Here is a 20,541-nt window from a genome sequence, read left to right on the forward strand (position 1 = left end):
GCGCCCAACGAAACGTTTTTAAGGTGCAACAGCATTTGGTGGGCGGCGAGTCTACTGCGAAAGCCGGCTGTGTCGACCCTAAGTCACCCGGCTGAGGCCGATGCGTGCCTCATTAGCGATGGCACGCCGGCACGCCAGTCGAAAAACAAGGTACAAGCAGCTATAAGCTGCGAGAAAGCGCTTTTCCCTTATCTGCCGTGGCACTTCTTGAACTTCTTGCCGCTGCCGCAAGGGCACAGGTCGTTGCGGCCGGGCTGGTCGCCCCTCACCACGGCCTCCACGCGCGGACCCAGGCTCTTCCAGATCTGCCGCAGGTCGTAGACAGCCCAGATCGCCTCGCCGAAGGTTTCCACGCGCGCCTGGCTGGTGCTGGGCGGACCATCCTCGCTGTACATGCAGACCTCGGGCTGGCCGGTGTCGTCCTCGGTCAGGGCGACGATGCTGTCGAGCGCGTCGTCCAGCCACTGGGCGGCCTCCTTGTCGCGCGGGGCGGCCCAGTCCTCGGGCCAGTTCTCCACCGCGAACATGAAGCCCAGCGCCCACACCTGGCCAAACGACGGGATTTCCCGCCCATCCATCTCGGCGCGCTCTTCCTGGGGCAGGCTCAAGATGGCGCCGCGGATGTCCATGACCTCGGGATGGAAGGTGCGTTCGTCCTCCAGCGTCTCCACGGGCTGGTCGAGCTGGTGCTCCACCTCGTTCCACCGGCGCTGCCACAGCTCCATAAAGCGGGTCTGCTGGGCCGCTTCATGGAACGCGGGCAGCAACGGCAGCGGGCTGTCCTCGGCTACATCGAGCGCCGCGCCGTCGCCCAGCAGCATGGGCAGGTAGTCGGCAGCGGGGATGCGGCGGCGCGTGCAGACCAAGGCCGTGAGAAAGCCGTCGCAGAACTCCCATTGCGGGATTTCCTCGGCGCGCTGACGCAGGTCGTCCAGCAGATCGTCAAGCTCTTGGAGTTCGTCGGGCGTCAGGGCGGTGGCTTCGGTCATGGAGCGGGTTCTCTCGGTGCGGGGTGGGGACGCGTTGAACGCATCGCCGCGAAGTATAGCGCCGCTCCTTTGCAGATGTGCATCGTGCGACTTGCAAGACTGTGCCGTTTCGGCACCACGCGCCAAGCCGGGTGGACCCCCGCGGCCGTTCGCCGGAGCGGCGGCCGCTCCCGAGTGGCTCCTGTTGGCCGGAAAGGGACCATAGTCGCGTCCTTCTTACTGCATCCGGGCGAGCACGAGCAACACCACCGTGACCGTCACGGCGCCGCCAATGCGGGTTGCAATCTGCGCGAAAGGCATCAGCGTCATCCGGTTGGCGGCGGTAAGAATCGCCACGTCCCCGGTTCCTCCCTGGCCACTGTGGCAGGCAGTTACGATGGCAGTGTCGATCGGGTACATCTTCATCCAGGTGCCCACCAAGGCGCCAACGGCCATCAGCGTTGCCACGGTGGCGACGATGGTGATGATCGTCGGCAGGTTGAATGCGGCGATCAGTTTGTCCCAAGGTGTCAACGACACGCCGATCGCGAACAGCAACGGGTAGGTGACCGCCGTCGAGAAGAACTTGTACACCACAAATGCACCCTCCTGCAGTGGTGGTGACACGGCCTGCGTCAGCTTGAGCAGTACCGCGATGAAGAGCATGGCCACCGGCGCCGGCAGACCGAAGAGGCGATGGCACATGATCCCGACCACATAGAGCGTCAGCGCCGTTACGCCCGCCGCAGCGATGTGGTCCACATCGACGTGCCCGGTGATTTCCTTCTGGTTCGCGTCCAGCTCATCGTGCTCGCCGGGTTGCAGACGGCCCTCGCCGGTATAGGCGGGGTAGCGTTTGCCCAGGTAGTTCAGCGTGCCGGACAGGATGATCGCGGTAAGACTGCCAAGCATCACGGGCGGCAGTACCGTCGCGAACAAGAGGCCCTGGTCCTGGTGAAGGATCTCGCTGTACCCGATGGAGAGCGGAATCGCCCCCTCGCCGACGCCGCCGGCCATGATGGGCACGACGATATAGAAGAAAGTGTGCGAGGTACCGAGGCCGAGTGCGGTGCCGACAAGCGTGCCGACCGCGCCCGCCGCGATGGAACCCGCGGCCAGCGGCACGAATATCTTCAGGAAGCCCTTGATCAGCACATGGCGATCCATGCCGAGAATGCTGCCGACGATGATGCAGGCGATGAACAGGTAGAGAAAATTCGTTGCCTTGGTAAAGTCCGCTGTGACTTTGACCACCTGCTCGGGCAAGAGCTTGTAGTACACCAGCGCCGATGGCACGAAGGTGGCGAAGATGGCCGCCGCGCCGATGGCGCGGACAAGAGGGATGCGCTTGCCGATCTCCGCGAGCGTGAAGCCGCAGAATGCAAACAGGACTATGACCAGCGAGATCTCGTTGGCAAGTTTGTGGATGGAGATCAGTACAGCGAGCAGCGCGGCGGCCAGGATATAGACCGGCAGCGGGAAGATGCCGATGCGAATTTCCATCAGGCGCCACCAGCCATGAGGCCAGAATCTTTCGTTCTGAGGTGCTTCGTTGGGTTGCGTAACGACCTGTTCGGCTTCCATGGCTGACGTTCTCCGGAGGCGAGGGGCGGGCGCAGCGAAGGCTGGCAGTTCAGACCGCCTGTTGGGGTCGACAGCGTCCGGTTTGCTGTCCATCTTGGTAGCCGATGTAGTCAAAGTCAAACTGCCTGCCGGGCAGGACCGCAGTCATGATCGCGGCGCGTCTATTCTGGGCCGGAGGTCCGCTCGCAGCGAAAATGCGGCGTGACGGACGCTTTATACCCCGATGCATCCAACGGTCGTGTCCATCCTGTCAGCGGCACGCGGGAGGCGTGTGAATCGAGAGTCGCGTCATCAAACACAAAAAAAAGCGGGCGCCGCCGGGGGAGGATCGGGCTTGCATGTTGCTGTGCGCGGAGCCGGGACGCCGACCATAGAAGTCTGCGGGAAGAGCGATACTCGGAATTCGGGATTTCTTATTGGAAATGTGACGGCCCTCTGTGCGTGGACGGCTACCGACCCTGAGCTGCCTATCAAACTCCGTCTTGCGGACGACCGATGTTTGGGCTGAATCGGTCATTCAGTGCCGTGCGCAACAAGCGAAGCCGTATCACGACGAAATCCCGGTCAAGTGATTCGCGGTTGCTCGCAACAGAGTTGAGGGTCAGTGTTGCACGACTCATACACCCCACTTCGTTGGCCGCGGTTGCGGGGGAAACCTTGCTAGATTGTTCAGAGCCGGCCAGGTTTGCCCTGAGCTTTGAGCAATCGATACTTGTCATGATCACCTACTGCCCCAGCTACCCCAAGCGCGCCGTGCAGCACCGTCTTCTATACTGGGCGATGCCTTTGCTGGCTTCGCTTTTTCTGGGGGCGTGTGCCTCGTCTCAGAAGGCCGCCAATCACTCCTTTAGTTTTGATACTCGTGGAGCCGTGCCCGCGGTAGAGGTGCTGAATTATCGCTACGGCGACTCCGACATGACCGGTACACGTCCGCCGAAATGGGCGTTGGAGGAGGGACGGATTGGCCAACAGGCAGGTGTCTACGGACGTATGCGTCCTGCCGATACTCTCTATGTCAAATGGCGCATCAAGAGTACCGGTCAAGTCTTTGAGGATTGCGTCGACCTCCGGCACCGATTGCCGAATGACATGACGGACAAGATAGTCTACTTCGACATCAAGGGACCGCAACTGTTCGTGTATGTAGTATCTCCTGAGGACTACCCCTTGGGCACGCCAAGGAACAGCCTCCGTTTGTACTCTTACCGTCCGTACGTCCAGATTTACCCCGATCAATCCAAGCAATAGGGGGGCGCTGTAGCCGCGAATACTACAGGTGCGCCGACGGATGACCAGCAGGCGCAGCGGGGCGATTAAGGCTTGCGAGGCGTCCCGCCTGGACAAGGTGGGGAACTGCGGAGCGACTCGGGAACTGGGGGCGTTGCATTGGCTGCAACCGAAGCCGTGGCGGCCTTTGGCAATCGAACTTTTGAGTGTCGCCTAGTGGCCGATTCCGGACACCGGACCTGCCCGATTAACTATAAGACGGGATATGAATGCGATGGGGCACCAGCATCGGCCGGCCCGGATGACGTCATGCTTGCCAGCCTCGGAACGAGGCGTTTCATGACGCCGATTCCATGCGACCATCGGTACGCACGCGAGGCAAGCGAGGAAATCTTGCAGAACTGGCTGAGCAAAGCGGTGACCGCGCATCGGGGTCGGGGGATGCTTTGCTGGCCGAGTTGATGGCCGCGACACGCAACCCTGCGTGCCGTGCGCTCGCACGGACGCAGGGCAGGTCTGGCGCGCACCGGGTGCCCGTGTCTCCCCGACCGGGGCGCCGGCGGCGCGCGAAGGCCCGTCAGATGCCGCTGCGGTCGGCCTTCAGGTCGGGATTGCGCAGGGCCGGACCCTTGTCGTCGCCGTTTGCTTCCTTGGAGGCGCCGCCCCAGCCGTGGTCGGTCAGGTCGATGATGATGTCGTTCGGGTCGCGATACTTCACCTCGTAGAAGATGTTGCCCTTCACCGGGACTTCGCCCATGTAATAGCGACCACCGGCTGCTTCCACGGTCTTGCGTGCCTCGACGATGTCGTCGACCCACACGCCGATGTGATGGAGCCCGACGAAGTCCTTGCCGCGGTCTTCGCCGGCAGCGTGGTCGCTCTTGTAGTTCAGCAGGGCGATGCTGATCGTGCCGTCAGTCAGGTAGACGCCGCGCGCCAGCGACGAATCCGTCTCGCCGACTTTGCGGAAGCCAAATGCCTGCTGATAGAACTCGGCCGCGGCCCAGGGGTCGGGGACGGACAAGGCGATATGGCGCAGTTTGCTGCTCATGGGTGTGCTCCTCTTTGTGGTCAGTGTCTTCTCGTCGTTGCGGATCCAGGCCAGACGCCCGGATTCGATTCGACTTGAATGTATACACTACACGTAAAGTGTGTTCAATAAAAGAAAAACGTACTCATATCGGTAAGTAAAAATATCCAGTCTTCATCGCGTATAATTGCGTCGCATCCAGCGCGTACCAGACCTGAGGACACCGTGACCACCATCGCTTCCCAAATTGGCCAGCAACTAGCCGACGAGATCATCTCGGGCGCGCTGCCGCCCGGCGCGAAGCTCGAGGAGCCTGCGCTGGCCGAGCGTTTCCAGGTATCGCGCACGCCGGTGCGCGAGGCGCTACGGCTGCTCGATGCACGCGGCCTGATAGAACTGGTGCCGCGTCGCGGCGGGGTGGTGATCAATACCAGCCCCGAGCAACTCGCCGATATGCTCGAGGCACTGTGCGAACTGGAGTCGCTGTGCTGCCGCATTGCCACGCAGCGTATGAGCGCGATGCAGCGCCGGCAGCTGGAACTCCTGCACGAAGAGGCCATCTCCGCCGCGGAGAAACACGACAGTGACGCCTACCTGACCCTGAACCATCGCTTTCATCAACTGATCTGCCAGGGCACCCAGAATGCGACCCTGGTAGCGGCGGTGGAAAGCCTGCGTGAGCGGCTGGCGCCGTTCCGCGCGGCGCAGTCGGGCGTCGAGCGTCGCTTCGAGGTTTCGCACCGCGAGCACCAGCAGATCGTGGAGGCAGTGCTGGGCGGCCATCCCGAGCAGGCCTATCTGGCGATGCGCAGCCACACCACGCGGCTCACCCTGCATGTGATGGAACTGATCCAGTCGAAGCAGGCCGGCGGCGCGAAAAGCGCGGGCTGATACCGGGCGAGGCGGCATCCATGTCCGCCGCTGTCCGATACAGCGGCGGAGCACCGATGTGCAGCGGGGCCCTCAGCCTGTCAGACCGAAGAAGCGCATGGCATTGCCTGCCAGAATCCGCGTCCGGTCCGTTTCATCGAGGTCGGGGCTGTTGGCGACCAGCTTGCCGATTTCCTGTTCACCGAGCGGAAACGGGTAGTCCGAGCCCAGCATCACGTGGTCGGCACCCATGACTTCTACCAGCAGACGTAGCGAACGATCGTCGAACACCGCGCTGTCCACGGAGAACCGCTTCAGATAGTGGGAGGGCGGATGGGGACAGTCCTGCCGCACGATATCCCGGCAATGCCAGGCGTTCTCCGCGCGACCCAGCAGGAACGCAAAACCACCGCCGCCGTGGGCGAAGCAGAGCTTCAGCGTTTCCGGAATCCGCTCAAACGCGCCGGACAGGATCAACGAGAGGATGCCGAGTTGCGTTTCCGCCGGCATTGACACCAGCCACGGCAGCATCCATTTTTTCATGCGCCCGTCGGTCATCATGTCCCATGGATGCACCAGCACCGGAATATCGTTGTTCGCGCAATGCACCAGGAAACTGACCAGGCGCTCGTCATCCAGGTCGTGCGGACCCAGGTGATTGCCGATCTGCACGCCAACGTGGCCGGTCTCCCTGGCGCGCGAGGCTTCGATGCACGCCAGGTCCAGGTCCTGCAGCGGCACCTGTGCCAGCGCCTTCAGGCGCTGCGGGCGATAGGCGCAATGCTCGAGCGCGAGGTCGTTCATCCGGCGCGCCCACGTGGCTGCGGCGCTGGCGTCGTATCCATAGCCGAACATGATCGGCGTGGCGCATACGATCTGCATGTCCAGCCCGTTGCGGTCCATTTCCTCGATGCGCAGCGCGGGGTCCCATAGCGCGCGATAGACGGGCCGGAAACGTCTGTCGCCGGCCATGATGTGGCCCGATTCGCCATCGCTGTCGACGGCGAGCCATGGCGCGTTGTCCGCGTCCAGCGCGGCGGCTTCTTCCCGCGTGATGCGCGGGAAGAAGTGGGCATGCATATCGATCTTCTTCATGTTGCCTGGGACGTGAGCGGACGGTAGGCGATCGCTTTGATCTCGATGCGCAGGTGGGGATGCGGAAGCTGGTGCACGGCCACGGTCGTGCGGGTCGGTCCTTCGTAGCCGAAGTACTCGGCATACACCGCGTTGTAGCCACCGAAGTCGTTCATATCCACCAGGAAGCTGGTGATTTCCACCACGTCCTCCAGGTCCGCGCCCACGCTGCGCAGGATGTCCCGAATGTTCTCGATCACAGCGCGGGTTTGCCGGCGGATATCCAGTGCGGTCGTACCCATGGCATCCACCTCGACACCCTCGAAGGTATTGTCGGCGCGGCGGGAGCTGGTGCCCGAGACGAACAGGAAGTCTCCAGCGCGACGCACATGGGGAAAGGTGCCCCGTGGCGTGGCCTTTCCGGCCACCACTGATGAAGCGGAGTTTGCCTGCATGTTTGCTCTTTTCGTTGTGAAGGCCTGCCCGGTAGCCGGGCAGGCATGGCGTCATGCCGCCAGGAAAGAAGCGCGGCCAAGCGCGCCTATCGTTGCCGAAACATGGTTGCCGCGCACGAACGCTTCCGCAGCCGTGGCCGCTCCCGCCATGATCAGGCTGCCGGCTGGCAGCACAGCGCCGGCGCGCGTCAGCACGTGCGATGCCTGTACGAGGCTGCGCAGCGGATGGCCGAGAATGGCGGCGGTCGAACCCGTTTGCCTGGTGCGGCCGTCGATGCGCAGCACCACGCCGAGATTGGCCAGTACATCAACATTGCGCGACCACGGGCCGACGACCAGTCCCGCCGACGAGCAGTTGTCGGCCACGACATCTTCCAGCGTGAAGCGGAAGTCGCGGTAGCGCGAGTCGATGATCTCGATCGCCGGCGCCACGGCCTCCAGGTAGTCGACACTCTCCAGCAGGGTCAGCGGGCCAGTGATGTCGCGGCGGGTCAGAAAGCAGACCTCCGGTTCGGCGCGCGGATGGATATAGCGTTCCAGGTCCACGCGGCCGCCGTCCTCCTCGATCATGGCGTCGGTCAGCCATCCCCAGATCAGGCTGTCCACGCCCATCTGGACCATCTTGGCGCGGCTGGTGAAACCCAGCTTGATGCCGACGCGACGTTCGCCGCGCTGACAGCGGTGTTCGATCGACATGGCCTGGATGCCGTATGCCTCGTCAAGCGTGAACGGCGAGGCCGCGCTGAACTGGCCGATCGCCGCGGCGTCGCGCGCGGCCGCGTCCAGGGCGCCTGCGATGGCTGCGTGATGGCTCATGCTGCCTCCTTGCTCTTCGCGCTGCCCGACCGCTGCAGGTCGAGCGCCACATCGACGATCATGTCCTCCTGCCCGCCCACCATGCGGCGGCGTCCCAGTTCGACCAGGATATCGACGGTCTTCAGGCCGTACTTGCCGGCCGCGCTCTCCGCGTGGCGCAGGAAGCTCGAATACACGCCGGCGTAGCCGAGCGCCAGCGTTTCGCGGTCCACGCGCACGGGGCGATCCTGCAGCGGGCGCACGATGTCGTCTGCGGCGTCCATCAACTGGTAGAGATCGCAGCCGTGTTGCCATCCCATGCGTTCGGCGGCGGCGATAAAGACCTCCAGCGGCGCATTGCCCGCGCCCGCGCCCATGCCGGCCAGGCTCGCATCGATGCGGTCGCAACCTTCCTCAACCGCGACGATGCTGTTGGCCACGCCCAGGCTGAGGTTGTGGTGCGCGTGCATGCCGGTCTCGGTTTTTGGATCGAGCACGTCTTTGAACGCACGAAAGCGCGCGCGCACGCCGTCCATGGTCAAGGCGCCACCGGAGTCCACCACGTAGACACAATGCGCGCCGTAACTTTCCATCAGCTTTGCCTGGCCGGCCAGCCTGTCGGGCGGGATCATGTGGCTCATCATCAGGAAGCCGGCGACATTCATCCCCATCGACCGCGCGGTCTCGATATGCTGCTGCGCCGTGTCGGCCTCGGTGCAGTGCGTGGCCACCCTGACCACGCGTGCGCCGGCGGCGTACGCTTCGCGCAGGTCGTGCACGGTACCGATGCCCGGCAGCAGCAGCGTGGCCACCGCTGCGCGCTGCACGGACTCCGCCACTGCCGCGATCCATTCCACGTCGGTGTGGGCGCCGAATCCGTAGTTGAAGCTGGAGCCGGCCAGGCCGTCGCCGTGCGCCACCTCGATCGAGTCCACGCCTGCCGCATCGAGCGCGCGTGCGATGGCACGCACCTGTGCAACCGAATACTGGTGACGGATCGCGTGGCTGCCATCACGCAGGGTCACATCGGAGATATAGAGTTTCTTGTCGATCATGACTGGCTCCTTAGCTTGCTGCCGACAGGGCAGGCTGGTTGCCCAATGCCTGTGCGACGCGTTCGGCGCATGCGAGCGCGGCGCTCGTCATGATGTCCAGGTTGCCTGCATAGGCGGGCAGGTAGTGCGCGGCGCCTTCCACTTCCAGGAAGACCGTGACTTTCAGGCCGGTCGTCGGCCCGAGGCCGGGCACATTCACAGGTGTGTCGATGCGGTCGAACTGCACACGCTGTTTGAGCCGGTATCCGGGCACATAGCCCTGCATGCGCTCCACCATCGCGTGCACGGCGGTTTCGATCGCCGTGGTGTCGGCTTCATCGATCAGGCAGCACACGGTGTCGCGCATGATCAGCGGTGGCTCGGCCGGGTTGAGAACGATGATGGCCTTGCCGCGCCTGGCGCCGCCCACCGATTCGATGGCGCGCGAGGTCGTTTCCGTGAACTCGTCGATGTTGTCGCGCGTGCCGGGTCCGGCGGACTTGCTCGCGATCGAGGCCACGATCTCCGCATAGTGGACCGGCGTCACGCTGGCCACGGCAGCCACGATGGGAATGGTGGCCTGGCCGCCGCAGGTGACCATGTTGAGGTTCGGCGCATCAAGATGTTCGCCAGCATTGACGCTGGGCACTACGTAGGGGCCGATCGCGGCTGGCGTCAGGTCGATCACGCGCACGTTGTGCGCCTGCAGCGTGGCGTTGTGGCGGGCGTGCGCGCCAGCGCTGGTGGCATCGAAGGCGATGCGGATATCGCCGAACTCCGGCATGGCCAGCAGGCCGTCGATGCCGGCGGCGGTGACCGGCACGCCGAGGCGCGTCGCGCGCGCCAGGCCTTCCGAGGCGGGATCGATCCCCACCATGGCGCCCATCTCGACATGCTTGCCGTGGCGCAGGATCTTGATCATCAGGTCGGTGCCGATGTTGCCGGAACCGATGATGGCTACCTTGCTGGGTTTCATCTCAGGCGTCTCCTTGTCTGGCGGCCTGGAACGACGCGGTCACGCTACCCAGGCCCTCGATGCGGGCGGTAAAGACATTGCCCGGCTGCACGGCGACCATGGGGCCGAGCGCGCCGGTAAGGATGGTGTCGCCGGCGCGCAGCGGTGCGCCAACGCGGCTCATTGTGTTGGCGAGCCAGACGGCGGCATTCAACGGATTGCCAAGACAGGCCGCGCCGCTGCCCACTGAGACCGGTTCGCCGGCCAGTTCCATGACCATGCCGCAATGCGGCAGATCCAGCGCGGCGAGCGAAACGGGCCGCGTGCCCAGCACGTAGAGGCCGGACGAGGCATTGTCGGCAATGGTGTCCGTCAGCCGGATATCCCAGTTGGCGATCCGGCTGCCAACGATCTCGATGGCGGGCAGCGCGAAGGCGGTTGCCCGGATCACGTCGGCGACGGTGTGCGCGGCGTGCGGCAGGTCATGCTCCAGCACCAGCGCGATCTCGGCTTCGACCTTGGGCTGCAGGACATCGCCCCAGTCGATCTCTTCACCGTCCTGGCGCACCATGTCGGCAAAGAGCATGCCGAAATCTGGCTGGTCCACGCCCAGTTGCCGTTGCACGGCGACGGATGTCAGGCCGATCTTGCGGCCAACCAGCCGGCGGCCGGCGGCGAGTGCGTGCTCGGTGTTGCGCTGCTGGACGGCGTAGGCCAGCGCAAGTGGATCGGCGCCGGCGCTGGCGGCCCGCGCGATGGCATCGCGTACGGGCGGGCAAGGCTGGCCATGCTCGGAGGCGAACCGGAGTTGGTCCGCAACCTGGATGAGTTCGGGGTTCAGCATGCGGTCTCTCGCAATGGCGTCAGGGATTGACGCAGATGGTGGTCAGTGAGGAATAGAAGTCGAGCGAATGGCGTCCACCCTCGCGGCCGATACCGGACAGCCGGGTGCCGCCAAATGGCGTGCGCAGATCGCGCAGGAACCAGGTGTTGACCCAGACGATGCCGACGTCGAACTGCCGCGTGACGCGGTGCGCGCGCGCGAGGTCGCGGGTCCACACCGAGGCGGCGAGTCCATAACGCGAATCGTTGACGCGCTTCACCACCTCGGCGTCGGTGTCGAACGGTGCGATATGGCAGACCGGTCCGAAGATCTCCTCCTGAATGCAGCGTGCCGAGTCAGGCAAGCCGGTCCAGATGGTGGGCTGCACGTACGCACCTTTGTCGCGCGCGTCGCCAAAATGCGGCACGCCGCCTCCGGTGACCACAGTCGCGCCTTCCTCCCGCGCCAGCGCGTAATAGGACAGCACCTTGTCGCGGTGATTGCGGGAGATCAGTGAACCCATCTCCACGCCCTCCACCGTCGGGTAGCCGATGCGCAAGGCTTCCGCACGCGCCTTCATCGCCGCCACAAAGCGCTCGAAGATTGGCCGCTCCACATAGACGCGCTCGGAGCACAGGCATACCTGCCCGGCGTTGGTGAAGCTGGAGCGCATCACGCCCGCCACGGCCTTGTCGAAATCGCAGTCGGCGAAGACCACGGCGGCGTTCTTGCCGCCCAGTTCGAAGGAGATTTCCTTCACGCCATCAGCCACCGCTTTCATGATGGTGCTGCCGGTGCGGGATTCACCCGTAAAGGTGAGGGCGTCGATGCCCGGATGCCGCGACAGGAACTCGCCTGCCGAGCCGCCGCCGAAGCCGTGTACGAGATTGAAGACACCCGCCGGCACGCCGGCCTCATGCATGACCTCGGCCAGCAGCGTGGCGCTACCGGGGGTCTCCTCCGATGGCTTGACGACGACTGCGTTGCCGCAGGCCAGCGCGGGGGCCACCTTCCACGTCATCAGCAGCATGGGCAGGTTCCACGGAGAGATGATGCCGACCACGCCGTGGGGTTTGCGTACGGTGTAGCTGAAGACGTCGCCTTCGGCTGTCCTCATGTCGAAGTAGTCGCCGCCTGCCTGGCTGGCCAGGTCCGCGAACGTGCGGAAGTTCAGCACGCCGCGGCGGATGTCGAGCGCGCGCGCCTGTTGCTCGGTACGTCCGGTATCGGCCACCTCGGCGGCGACGAATTCATCGAAGCGCCGTTCGATGCCGTCGGCAATGGCGTGCAGCACCCGGGCGCGCTCGGCGGCGCTGGTATTACCCCAGGGGCCCTCCATTGCGGCGCGTGCGGCTTGCACCGCGCGATCCACCTGGCTGGCGTCGGCTTCGCAGATGTGGCCGACGATGCTTCCGTCGACCGGTGAGAGATTGGGAAAAAGATTGGCCGCTTCTTCGAAGCGGCCATCCACGTAGTTCCGATAGAGAGCGGAAGGGAGCGACACGGTGCAGTCTCCGGCGATGGTCTGAGACGCAGTGTAGGCAGCGGTCACATCGCTGGAAATTGAATCCTTCGCCGTTGTCTATTCCGGGTCGGAATACCTGCGGCCCAGCCTTACTCGGGCTGGATGCCAGCTGCCTCGACGACGGGTTTCCACTTCGCGCGATCCTTCTGGATGCGCTGGGCAAAGGCGTCGCGGGTCTCTCCCAAGGGGATGATGCCGGCTTTCTCCAGGCGCGCGCGGAACTCCGGCTCGGCAATGATCTTCTTCGATTCGGCGGCGATGCGGTCGACGATTTCCGGAGGCATCTTTGCCGGTCCCACCAGCCCGTTCCAGGTATCCACCTCATGGCCCGGGAAGGTCTCGGCGATGGTGGGGACATTTGGCAGCACTGGCAGGCGCTTGTCGCTGGAGACGGCCAGCAGGGACACCTTGCCGGTACCGTTGTAGGGCATGACTTCCGACACGCTGGCGCTGTACAAGTCGATCTGGCCGGCAAGCACATCGGCAAGCGCCGGCGCGCCGCCGCGATACGGAACCATGGTGGCCTGGATGCCGGCCCGGTTCAGGAACAGCAGTGCGGAGAGTTGCGTCAGGCCGCCATTGCCGGCATGTCCGACATTGAGCGCGCCGGGGTGGGCCTTGCCATAGCGCACCAGGTCGTCGAGCGACTTGAAGTTGTTGCGCGTACTGGCCGTCAGCACGAAAGGATTGCCGCCGACGTTGATGATGGGCACGAAGTCACGCACCGGATCGTAGCGGATCTTGTTGGTCATTGGCGCGGTGACGATCTGCGTCAGCGTGGACATGAACAGCACGTAGCCGTCGGCGGGCGCGCGCGCGACGTACTCGGCCGCGATCAGGCCCGCCGCACCGCCGCGATTGTCCACGACGAATGGCTTGCCGAACGCTTTGGTCAGGCGCTCGGCCATCAGGCGCGTGATCATGTCGGTATTACCGCCCGGCGCAAAGGGCACGACAATGGTGACCGGCCGCGATGGCCAGGGCTCCTGGGCATGGCCGGGGGCGGCAGCGAGCGCGCATAGCGCCAGCGCGGCCCCGCGGGTGATGGCGCGCAGGCGGGCGCGCAGATGGGAAATGTTCATGGTCTCCTCCAGTTCTCCTGCACCGGCCTTCTGGCTCTGTGCGCAGGGGGATATTGTGATGGGTTGCGGCCGTCAGTGCTACTCGATGCGGCAGGCCTGATCGAAGGGTAATCGCGGCAGCTTTGCGAACAGTCGCGCCGGGTCTCCCTTGCCAAGGTTGCACAGGAAGTTGACACGCCAGCGCCCGTCGGGAAAGAAGGCGCGGTTCACCGCGTCCGCATTGAAGCCGGAGAGCGGGCCGCAGTCCAGGCCGAGCGCGCGCGCCGCCAGAATCAGGTAGCCGCCCTGCATCGAGCCGTTGCGCATCGCCGTTTCCGCAGCCAGTGCGGGGTCCGCTGCGAACGTGTCGAACATGGCGGGACGGTGCGGGAACAAGGTTTCGCCGAGCGCGTGGAACGCCGTGTCGTAGGCCACGATGGCGGTGACCGGGGCGTGCCTGACCTTGTCGACATTCGCTGGCGCGAGGGTAGGCAGGAGCCTTGCCCTGGCGGCGTCGGAGCGTACGAAGACCAGGCGCATCGGGCTGCAGTTGGCGCTGGTCGGCCCCTGGCTGACGAGTGCGTAGAGCCGGGTCAATGTGGCGTCGGAGACGTCCCCGTCGAGCCAGCCGTTGTGGCTGCGGGCCGTCAGGAACAGGGTGTCGAGCACATCGGATGCGACTGGCGCACTCATGCGGCGCCCCGTGCGTTGCCCGGGCTTTCCGGCGTGTCTGGCCCCCAGGCCGTCGCGGTGATCTCCACGCGCATGTCAGGATGCGGCAGCGCGGCCACAGCCACACAGGTACGCGCCGGCAAAGGCCGGCCCGCACTGGAAAAGCGGCGCATGCAGATGGCATCGTAGGCCGCATTGAATGCGGCGTAGTCGCGCATGTCGACCAGATAGCAAGTCATCGTCACGCAGTTGGCCAGTTCGAGTCCTTCCGCCTGCAAGGCACGATCGATCTTGTCGAGCACGCACTCGGTCTGCGCGGCGAGGTCATAGACACGCTCGCCGTTGGCGCCGGTCGACACGCCTGCGCATCCATCGTGCGTGCGCGGGCTCATGCCGGCCAGGTGGACATGGCCACCGGCCCGGCGCGCAGGCGAGTACGCCGCAAGTGGCGGCGGATTCATGCGCGCGCCTCCATGGCGGGAATGCCGGCCAGTGCCTGCAGCAACTCGCTGGAGGCATCCGCCGCCAGCGGCACAAGGGGCGGGCGCACGTGACGCCAGCTGGGGTCGCTGGTCTGCTGCGCCAGCGTGTGCTTGACGGCGGCCACCATCGGGAATCGCTCCACCGTGCTGCGCACCGCGGCGATCGCTGGCTGCAGGCGCGCTGCGTCGGCTGCGTCGGCGAATGCCTGCGCAATGGCGCGCGCATTGATATTGTTGGTGGCGGAGATGCAGCCGGCGGCACCCAGCGACAGACTGCGCAGCATCAGCAGTTCCGAGGCTGGAAAAATGGAGAGCGACGGGAAACGCTCGAGCATGGCCACGAGGTTGTCCCAGTTTCCGCTGCTGTCCTTGATGCCCACGATATGCGTTGGGAACGCCTGCACGAGGCGCTCGATCAGCGACAGCGAGATGGGCACGCCAGACATCGCAGGGATGTGGTACAGCACGATGCGCAGGGCGGGATCGTCGACGCGCGCGATCAGCTCGCTGTAGTAGGCGAAGACACCGTCTTCGCTCACGTTCTTGAAGAAGAACGGAGGCAGCACCAGCACACCCGCGCAACCACGGTCGATCGCGTGGCGCGTCAGCACTACGGCATCGTCGATGGCGCAACAACCGGTTCCCACCAGCACGCGCTCGCCGGGGATTCCCGCATCGATGGCGGCATCGACGAGCGCGATGCGTTCCTCGAACGTTTCCGAGCAGGCTTCGCTGTTGGTGCCCGAGATCGCGATACCGGCGCCGTCGGCGATCAGCCGCTTGCAGTGCGCGACGAAAGCGGGCAGGTTGATCGACAGGTCTTCATGAAACGGGGTGACGACGGGGGTGAACACGCCCCGTAATTGTTGGGTGGGCATGACTTTGTCTCCTGTTTTTTCTTTGATGCTTGTCTGGTAGGGCGGTGGGGTCGATGGGTTGAGAGCTACGTGGCCATCCGCGTGACCGTCTCCAGAAACTCGCTCAGGGTTTGGCTGAATGTGGTGTCGGCCGTGCCGAGGTGGGCGACGATCGACGTATGGTTGTGGCGTGCCACCTGCACCACGCGCGGGCTGCTCCCCTGTGCCTCGCGTACGCGCGCCGCGTACTGCAGCGCGTACAGATCCAGATAGGGATTCTCGAACTCCGCGAAGGCCACCATCAACGGCACACGCAGGCGCCCGGCGAAGGGCATCGGCGCGTGGGCCAGTTGCAGTGCCGGGTCGCTGCCGTAGTACGCGGCGACGCCGTTGGCGTTGGGGTTGTCCGGCAGCGTGTCGGCCTGCAGGCGTGCGCTGACGAGCACGGCACCGACCACGCCAGAGCCGTTCTCGCCGCAGGCCGGATCGCTGAGGCAGCTCGCGACGTGGCTTCCGCCCGCGGAGTGGCCGATCAATACGATGCGCCCTGGATCGCCGCCATGGGCGCGTGCATGGGCACGCAACCACGCCAGCGCCATGGCCACATCCTCGGCGCCGGCGGGATAGGAGGCCTCCGGAGCCAGCCGGTACTCGACGTTGACACCGACGTAGCCTTGCCGCGCGCACCAGCGTGGCACGTTGGCGTAGATATGCGGGCTGGCATCCTTGTCGCCACGTATGAACGCGCCACCGTGGACGAAGACCACCACTGGCCGGTCATCGCCGGCGGCGCTGCCCTCCGGCAGATAGAGATCGAGCCGCTGCCGTGCGTGCGTACCGTAGGCAATGTTCGCGTGGCTGCGTACGCCGTCGGCAGGCTGTGCCGCATGCACGCTGTCGTAGATCGTGCATACCTGCCGCCGGTTGGCCTGGATGTCATCGGTCCAGCGTGGTCCAAGGGCCAGCATGGCGTTGGCCTGCGAGGACGAGAGTCCCGGGAACGCCGATGCCACCGGCATGGCGCTCCCGTTCATGCGCCCGCCCCACCGCCGGTGTCCTTGCCGGCATCGTCGTCTTCTGCCGGGGCAGGCCGCTGCTCGCTGCGCTGCTTGGCCGCGAGAAGGCCCGGCGCCGGCGGCACCACGAAGTGTGCAAGGCGATGGCGGTCAAACGATTCCAGGTTTCGCTCCCACGTCTGCGCGGTGTGCTCGCTGCCGGTGGGAATCTGCTGCATCTCCGTATAGATCTCGACGTTGTTGCCATCGGGATCCTTGAAGACGAGGAACCAATTGCCGCCGGGTCCGTGCTGCCCGATGCCACGCTCGATGGTGACGCCGTGGCTGCGTGCCACCTCGACCGCGCGCTGCATTTCATCGAGCGATTCCACGTAGTACGAGAAATGCTCGAGCCCTGGCCGTGTGTAGCTGGGCGGGGTGTCGCGGTCGGGCGCGTCGGGCGGAAGCCGCGAAAGTGCCAGGTCGTGGTGGTCCTCGCCGGCGCGCAGGAAAACCATCTGGTCGGCGATACGGTCCGACACCGTAAGTCCCAGGACCTCGGTGTAGAAGCGCGTCGATGCTTCGAGATCGCGCACCATCAGGACGAGGTGGCCCAGCTTGCGGGTTCGAATGGGGGTCATGTGATTGTCTCCTGCCTGGTTTGCCTGGCGAAGCGGGCTGTGGCCGGCGCGTGGCTAGCGTGCGTCCGGTTCCAGCGCGACGCGGTTCTCGATCGTGCCGATCTGCTCGACCCAGGCCGTCATGCTGTCGCCAGGCTTCAGGAAGACTCCACGCCCCATGCCCACACCGTCCGGCGTGCCCGTGGCGATAAGGTCGCCAGGTTGCAGCGTCAGAATACGCGACAGGTACGCGATCTGCTCGGCCACCGAGAAGATCATTTGCGAGGTGTTGCCGTTCTGCATGACTTCGCCGTTGACATGCAGCGTCATGCGCAGGTTCTGCGGATCGGGGATGCAGGCTGCGGGCACAATCCATGGGCCCATCGGGCCGAAGGTATCGAAGCTCTTGCCGCGGAACCAGTCGTGCGTGAACGGATAGTCGGTGCGGCGGTTCAGGTCACGCGCGCTGATGTCGTTGAACACGGTATAGCCTGCGATCACCGACAGCGCGTCCTCCACGCTGACATGGCGGCATGCCTGGCCAATCACCACGCCCAGTTCCACTTCCCAGTCGAGCTTCTTGGTTTCCGGCGGCATCAGCACCGTGGTGCCGGTGGCCACCACGCTGGTTTCAGCCTTCATGAAGATGTAGGGCTGGCTTTCGCTGCGGGCGGCCAGCTTGGTGCCCATCTCGTCCGCGTGCTCGTAGAAGTTTGAGGCGGTGCCAAAGATCCGGCGTGGCCGATAGGGCGCCGCGTAGGTAGCGGCGGCGTCCACGGCGGCGAGCTTGCCAGCCGCGCGCAATGCGGGAATACGTGCGGCGGCGTCAGCCAGCAGCGGCGCATGGTGCGACCAGTCCGCCAGTGCCGCATTCAGGTCCTGCGGCAGGCGCGATGCCTCGATGCCGCACGCCTGGCCCACATCGGCCAGCGCATAGAGCGTGTTCTCGACGACCAGGCCGGGTTGCTGCCGGCCGGCAAGTTCAAAAGTGGCGAGGCTATACCAATTCACCATGTCTCCTGTTTGGTGTTGTCGGACAAAGTTGGTATGCGCAGCACGTATTCGGTCTCCCGGTTCGTTTTATGCACATCCGCGTTTGTGGATACTTTATTTTCTACGTGTATACATGTCAAGGCGTAAGTGATACTTTTCATCGTGTACCGTGTATCGACGCGGAACCCATCAACAACGAGCCAAAGGGAGCGAGGCAATGTCGCTGGCGTGCATGAAAGACGAAGGGGAGGTGGTCGTGCTGACGCGGCTGCCACTGGATCAGGACTGGCTGCGGGCGCATGCGCCGCGTTACCGGTTCGTGCCGTGGACAGCGGTGGACGAGGCGCAGCGTGTGCAGGCGCGCGCAGTGTTGACCAATGGTTCCACGGGACTGACCGGGGCCGAGATGGCCGCATTGCCGGCGCTGGAACTGGTGGCGAGCTTTGGGGCCGGCTACGAGAACATCGAACGGGATGCGGCGCGGACGCGTGGCGTGCGCGTGTGCCATGCGCCGGATACCAATAGCCAGGTCGTGGCGGACCACGCGCTGGCGATGATGCTGGCGTGGTCGCGCGGCATTGCGATGCTCGATCGCGGCCTGAAGGCGGGGCAATGGGATACGCTGCGCGCGCCGCGGCCAGGCGTGCGCGGCAAGACCCTGGGCATCGTCGGGCTTGGCAATATCGGCCAGCGTCTGGCCGCGCTGGCGGAGGCCGTGGGCATGCGCGTGGCTTACCTGCGCCGCAGTTGCGCCCTGCAGCCGAACCGCACGCCGTATGGCGACGTGCGTTCGCTGGCGGCCGCAAGCGATGTGCTGGCATTGACCTGTCCCGGCGGTCCGGCCACTCGGCATCTGGTCGACGCGGAGGTACTGCGCGCGCTGGGTCCCGACGGCCTGCTTGTCAACGTGGCGCGTGGCAGCGTGGTGGATACCGAGGCGCTGGTACAGGCACTGCGACGCGGCGAACTGGGTGGTGCCGCGCTCGACGTGCTGGAAACCGAGCCCCTGGTGCCCGAGGCGTTTCGCGAGATGGATCAGGTCATCCTGACGCCGCACATGGCGGGCCGTTCGCCCGAAACGCGCGTGGCCCAGCACGAGGCGCTGCTGCGTAATCTGGACGGATGGTTCCGTCACGCTGCGCCGGCCCATCCGGTCGATCTGGCAGGCTGAGCGCGACGCCGCCGGCGCGCATGTGGCAGCCGGCGCGTCGGCTGCCACTAGTTGCGCTGGCCCGGTGCCGCAAGCTGCAGGATCCAGTGCGCGAAGCGCGTGGCTTCGGCTGGCGTGATGGGATTGGGCGGCATCTGCGCAGTGCCCCATTTCCCGCTGCTACCCTGGAGCATGCTCTGCTTCAGCTTGTCGACGGCGTCGGCATCGTCGTGATAGCGCGAGGCAATCGCACGGAATGGCGGCCCAACCTTGACCGTATCGAGCGCGTGACACGCGCGGCAGGTTTCCTCACTGGAAGAAGGGGCGGCGTGCGCGGCCGGATTCAACAGGCCGAGCACGGCCGCCCAAGTGGAGAACACCGCAAAAACAAACGCTTTCTTCGACTTCATCTTCGACGTCATCTTCGACTTCATCAATTCATCGTGTCGCCTGAAAGACCGGCCCGCCGGCCCACGCAAGGCGTGGCGGGCCGACATGCTTAGCGTCGCGGCCAGGGCTTTGCCGGCGCGCCGAGCACGGGTTCGCCGAGCAACGGCGTCGACAGCGCGTATGCGCCGTCTTCGGTGAAGGCCCAGATGATGTTGCGGTCGTACTCCGTGTAGATCGCGAACACGCCCTTGCCCAGCGTGTAAGACGGCAACTGCGTCTCGTCGGCCAGCGGCGGGATGAAGTAGCCGGCGATGGTGGGTTGCGCCGGGTTCTTCACGTCATAGATCTGCACGCCGGCGTTATAGAACGAGTACGGCACGATGCCCTGACGCCAGCCGCCGGGCTGACCGATGGCGTTGGCGCGCTTGGGCCCGAAGTTGCCGCCGCGCTGGCAGAAGCTGGTGAAGGGCGCGCCGGGCGGGATCTCGGGCCGCGGCAGCTTGGCCGCCACCTTGAGGCGCGCGGGATCGCGCGCATCGACGACGAAGATGTCCTTGTACGGCTCGTAGCAATCCCGGTTCATCGGATAGCCGTTCGTGAACACGTAGCCCGTGCGCTCGTACTGGCTTACGTCGGCATTGTCGAACTCGGTGCCGGCGTAGCTCGGCGGCGTGTTGACGTTGCCGAGCATCTTGGGACGGGCGGGGTTGGACAGGTCGAACGCATAGAACCCAAGACCACCCATCGCGCCGAAGCCGATCTTGCCGCCCGCTTCGAGCGACTTGGGCAGGAAGATGGGATTGCGTGCCCCCATCCACGAGGTGCGGTTACCCGCGCGCGGGTTCATGAGGTAGGTCTGTTCATGCTCCGCGTTGCCGAGGATCTGTCCAGGTACCGCCACCTGCGACACGAAGGTCGGATTGGCCGGGTCCGACATGTCCCAGACCTGGTATCCGGGCTGTGCGTGAGCACGAGATTCGA

The 20,541-nt window shown here is 65.1% G+C and carries 21 protein-coding genes and 1 pseudogene; 3 read left to right on the forward strand and 19 right to left on the reverse strand.

What is annotated here, in order from left to right; all coding sequences use genetic code 11:
- Positions 1-188 precede the first annotated feature (188 nt).
- Positions 189-989, reverse strand: a complete 801-nt coding sequence (locus D769_RS12525) for a UPF0149 family protein (RefSeq protein ID WP_008645535.1) — start codon at positions 987-989, stop codon at positions 189-191.
- A gap of 216 nt (positions 990-1,205) precedes the next feature.
- Positions 1,206-2,552, reverse strand: coding sequence for a 2-hydroxycarboxylate transporter family protein (locus D769_RS12530; protein WP_008645536.1), 1,347 nt, complete (start codon positions 2,550-2,552; stop codon positions 1,206-1,208).
- Between the two features lie 717 nt (positions 2,553-3,269).
- Here D769_RS12530 and D769_RS12535 point away from each other — a divergent pair.
- On the forward strand, positions 3,270-3,800 hold the full coding sequence (locus D769_RS12535; RefSeq protein ID WP_008645538.1) for a hypothetical protein: 531 nt from the start codon (positions 3,270-3,272) through the stop codon (positions 3,798-3,800).
- A gap of 556 nt (positions 3,801-4,356) precedes the next feature.
- Here D769_RS12535 and D769_RS12540 read toward each other — a convergent pair.
- Entirely contained in the window at positions 4,357-4,830 is a 474-nt protein-coding gene (locus tag D769_RS12540; RefSeq protein ID WP_008645539.1) for a VOC family protein, read from the reverse strand.
- Positions 4,831-5,034: 204 nt separating this feature from the next.
- Here D769_RS12540 and D769_RS12545 point away from each other — a divergent pair, with 204 nt between their 5' ends.
- A complete protein-coding gene (locus D769_RS12545) occupies positions 5,035-5,700 on the forward strand; it encodes a GntR family transcriptional regulator (protein ID WP_008645541.1) in 666 nt (221 codons plus the stop codon).
- Between the two features lie 72 nt (positions 5,701-5,772).
- Here D769_RS12545 and D769_RS12550 read toward each other — a convergent pair whose 3' ends face one another.
- The 14 genes from D769_RS12550 to D769_RS12615 all read right to left on the reverse strand — a co-directional run bounded on the left by D769_RS12550 (position 5,773) and on the right by D769_RS12615 (position 18,041).
- Positions 5,773-6,774 carry an amidohydrolase family protein gene (locus D769_RS12550; RefSeq protein ID WP_008645542.1) on the reverse strand — a complete coding sequence of 334 codons (1,002 nt, stop codon included), beginning with the start codon at positions 6,772-6,774 and terminating at the stop codon, positions 5,773-5,775.
- Entirely contained in the window at positions 6,771-7,208 is a 438-nt protein-coding gene (locus tag D769_RS12555; RefSeq protein WP_008645543.1) for a RidA family protein, read from the reverse strand. Before D769_RS12555 ends, D769_RS12550 begins: the two co-directional genes overlap by 4 nt.
- 51 nt (positions 7,209-7,259) lie before the next feature.
- Entirely contained in the window at positions 7,260-8,024 is a 765-nt protein-coding gene (locus tag D769_RS12560) for a fumarylacetoacetate hydrolase family protein (RefSeq protein ID WP_008645544.1), read from the reverse strand.
- The gene (gene dmpG / locus D769_RS12565) at positions 8,021-9,058 is read right to left on the reverse strand and encodes a 4-hydroxy-2-oxovalerate aldolase (protein ID WP_008645545.1); all 1,038 of its coding nucleotides are present in this window, start codon (positions 9,056-9,058) and stop codon (positions 8,021-8,023) included. Before dmpG ends, D769_RS12560 begins: the two co-directional genes overlap by 4 nt.
- A gap of 10 nt (positions 9,059-9,068) precedes the next feature.
- Positions 9,069-10,013: an acetaldehyde dehydrogenase (acetylating) gene (locus D769_RS12570; protein WP_008645546.1), complete on the reverse strand. Its 945-nt coding sequence runs from the start codon at positions 10,011-10,013 to the stop codon at positions 9,069-9,071.
- A gap of 1 nt (position 10,014) precedes the next feature.
- Entirely contained in the window at positions 10,015-10,836 is an 822-nt protein-coding gene (mhpD, locus tag D769_RS12575) for a 2-keto-4-pentenoate hydratase (RefSeq protein ID WP_008645547.1), read from the reverse strand.
- Positions 10,837-10,855: 19 nt separating this feature from the next.
- Positions 10,856-12,319 carry a 2-hydroxymuconic semialdehyde dehydrogenase gene (locus D769_RS12580; RefSeq protein ID WP_008645549.1) on the reverse strand — a complete coding sequence of 488 codons (1,464 nt, stop codon included), beginning with the start codon at positions 12,317-12,319 and terminating at the stop codon, positions 10,856-10,858.
- 110 nt (positions 12,320-12,429) lie between these two features.
- Positions 12,430-13,422 (reverse strand): tripartite tricarboxylate transporter substrate binding protein, encoded by a 993-nt coding sequence (locus D769_RS12585; protein WP_008645550.1) that lies wholly within the window; start codon positions 13,420-13,422, stop codon positions 12,430-12,432.
- Positions 13,423-13,500: 78 nt separating this feature from the next.
- Positions 13,501-14,094: a malonic semialdehyde reductase gene (locus tag D769_RS12590; RefSeq protein WP_008645552.1), complete on the reverse strand. Its 594-nt coding sequence runs from the start codon at positions 14,092-14,094 to the stop codon at positions 13,501-13,503.
- Complete coding sequence (locus D769_RS12595; protein WP_008645554.1) at positions 14,091-14,534, reverse strand: RidA family protein; 444 nt, start codon at positions 14,532-14,534, stop codon at positions 14,091-14,093. The genes D769_RS12590 and D769_RS12595 overlap by 4 nt, the downstream gene beginning before the upstream one ends.
- Positions 14,531-15,433 carry a dihydrodipicolinate synthase family protein gene (locus D769_RS12600; protein ID WP_008645556.1) on the reverse strand — a complete coding sequence of 301 codons (903 nt, stop codon included), beginning with the start codon at positions 15,431-15,433 and terminating at the stop codon, positions 14,531-14,533. Before D769_RS12600 ends, D769_RS12595 begins: the two co-directional genes overlap by 4 nt.
- Positions 15,434-15,498: 65 nt before the next feature.
- Positions 15,499-16,446 (reverse strand): alpha/beta hydrolase, encoded by a 948-nt coding sequence (locus tag D769_RS12605; RefSeq protein WP_008645559.1) that lies wholly within the window; start codon positions 16,444-16,446, stop codon positions 15,499-15,501.
- The gene (locus D769_RS12610) at positions 16,443-17,048 is read right to left on the reverse strand and encodes a VOC family protein (protein WP_008645561.1); all 606 of its coding nucleotides are present in this window, start codon (positions 17,046-17,048) and stop codon (positions 16,443-16,445) included. Before D769_RS12610 ends, D769_RS12605 begins: the two co-directional genes overlap by 4 nt.
- Positions 17,049-17,102: 54 nt before the next feature.
- Positions 17,103-18,041, reverse strand: a complete 939-nt coding sequence (locus D769_RS12615; RefSeq protein WP_081596790.1) for a fumarylacetoacetate hydrolase family protein — start codon at positions 18,039-18,041, stop codon at positions 17,103-17,105.
- Positions 18,042-18,252: 211 nt separating this feature from the next.
- Here D769_RS12615 and D769_RS12620 point away from each other — a divergent pair, with 211 nt between their 5' ends.
- Positions 18,253-19,191, forward strand: a complete 939-nt coding sequence (locus D769_RS12620; protein WP_241227859.1) for a 2-hydroxyacid dehydrogenase — start codon at positions 18,253-18,255, stop codon at positions 19,189-19,191.
- Positions 19,192-19,238: 47 nt separating this feature from the next.
- Here D769_RS12620 and D769_RS12625 read toward each other — a convergent pair whose 3' ends face one another.
- Together D769_RS12625 and D769_RS12630 are read right to left on the reverse strand one after the other, a co-directional pair.
- A complete protein-coding gene (locus tag D769_RS12625) occupies positions 19,239-19,604 on the reverse strand; it encodes a c-type cytochrome (RefSeq protein ID WP_008645564.1) in 366 nt (121 codons plus the stop codon).
- A gap of 65 nt (positions 19,605-19,669) precedes the next feature.
- A pseudogene (locus tag D769_RS12630) lies at positions 19,670-20,541 on the reverse strand (hypothetical protein); the annotation flags it as partial.

The sequence above is a fragment of the Cupriavidus sp. HMR-1 genome (assembly GCF_000319775.1).
Taxonomy (GTDB): Bacteria; Pseudomonadota; Gammaproteobacteria; order Burkholderiales; family Burkholderiaceae; genus Cupriavidus; species Cupriavidus metallidurans.

What these genes read in the sequence shown, in the direction of transcription:
- D769_RS12525 (WP_008645535.1), bottom strand. Translation starts at nt 989, where the DNA reads ATGACCGAAGCCACCGCCCTGACGCCCGACGAACTCCAAGAGCTTGAC.
- D769_RS12530 (WP_008645536.1), bottom strand. Translation starts at nt 2,552, where the DNA reads ATGGAAGCCGAACAGGTCGTTACGCAACCCAACGAAGCACCTCAGAAC.
- D769_RS12535 (WP_008645538.1), top strand. Translation starts at nt 3,270, where the DNA reads ATGATCACCTACTGCCCCAGCTACCCCAAGCGCGCCGTGCAGCACCGT.
- D769_RS12540 (WP_008645539.1), bottom strand. Translation starts at nt 4,830, where the DNA reads ATGAGCAGCAAACTGCGCCATATCGCCTTGTCCGTCCCCGACCCCTGG.
- D769_RS12550 (WP_008645542.1), bottom strand. Translation starts at nt 6,774, where the DNA reads ATGAAGAAGATCGATATGCATGCCCACTTCTTCCCGCGCATCACGCGG.
- D769_RS12555 (WP_008645543.1), bottom strand. Translation starts at nt 7,208, where the DNA reads ATGCAGGCAAACTCCGCTTCATCAGTGGTGGCCGGAAAGGCCACGCCA.
- D769_RS12560 (WP_008645544.1), bottom strand. Translation starts at nt 8,024, where the DNA reads ATGAGCCATCACGCAGCCATCGCAGGCGCCCTGGACGCGGCCGCGCGC.
- dmpG (WP_008645545.1), bottom strand. Translation starts at nt 9,058, where the DNA reads ATGATCGACAAGAAACTCTATATCTCCGATGTGACCCTGCGTGATGGC.
- D769_RS12570 (WP_008645546.1), bottom strand. Translation starts at nt 10,013, where the DNA reads ATGAAACCCAGCAAGGTAGCCATCATCGGTTCCGGCAACATCGGCACC.
- mhpD (WP_008645547.1), bottom strand. Translation starts at nt 10,836, where the DNA reads ATGCTGAACCCCGAACTCATCCAGGTTGCGGACCAACTCCGGTTCGCC.
- D769_RS12585 (WP_008645550.1), bottom strand. Translation starts at nt 13,422, where the DNA reads ATGAACATTTCCCATCTGCGCGCCCGCCTGCGCGCCATCACCCGCGGG.
- D769_RS12590 (WP_008645552.1), bottom strand. Translation starts at nt 14,094, where the DNA reads ATGAGTGCGCCAGTCGCATCCGATGTGCTCGACACCCTGTTCCTGACG.
- D769_RS12595 (WP_008645554.1), bottom strand. Translation starts at nt 14,534, where the DNA reads ATGAATCCGCCGCCACTTGCGGCGTACTCGCCTGCGCGCCGGGCCGGT.
- D769_RS12600 (WP_008645556.1), bottom strand. Translation starts at nt 15,433, where the DNA reads ATGCCCACCCAACAATTACGGGGCGTGTTCACCCCCGTCGTCACCCCG.
- D769_RS12605 (WP_008645559.1), bottom strand. Translation starts at nt 16,446, where the DNA reads ATGAACGGGAGCGCCATGCCGGTGGCATCGGCGTTCCCGGGACTCTCG.
- D769_RS12610 (WP_008645561.1), bottom strand. Translation starts at nt 17,048, where the DNA reads ATGACCCCCATTCGAACCCGCAAGCTGGGCCACCTCGTCCTGATGGTG.
- D769_RS12615 (WP_081596790.1), bottom strand. Translation starts at nt 18,041, where the DNA reads ATGGTGAATTGGTATAGCCTCGCCACTTTTGAACTTGCCGGCCGGCAG.
- D769_RS12620 (WP_241227859.1), top strand. Translation starts at nt 18,253, where the DNA reads ATGAAAGACGAAGGGGAGGTGGTCGTGCTGACGCGGCTGCCACTGGAT.
- D769_RS12625 (WP_008645564.1), bottom strand. Translation starts at nt 19,604, where the DNA reads ATGAAGTCGAAGATGACGTCGAAGATGAAGTCGAAGAAAGCGTTTGTT.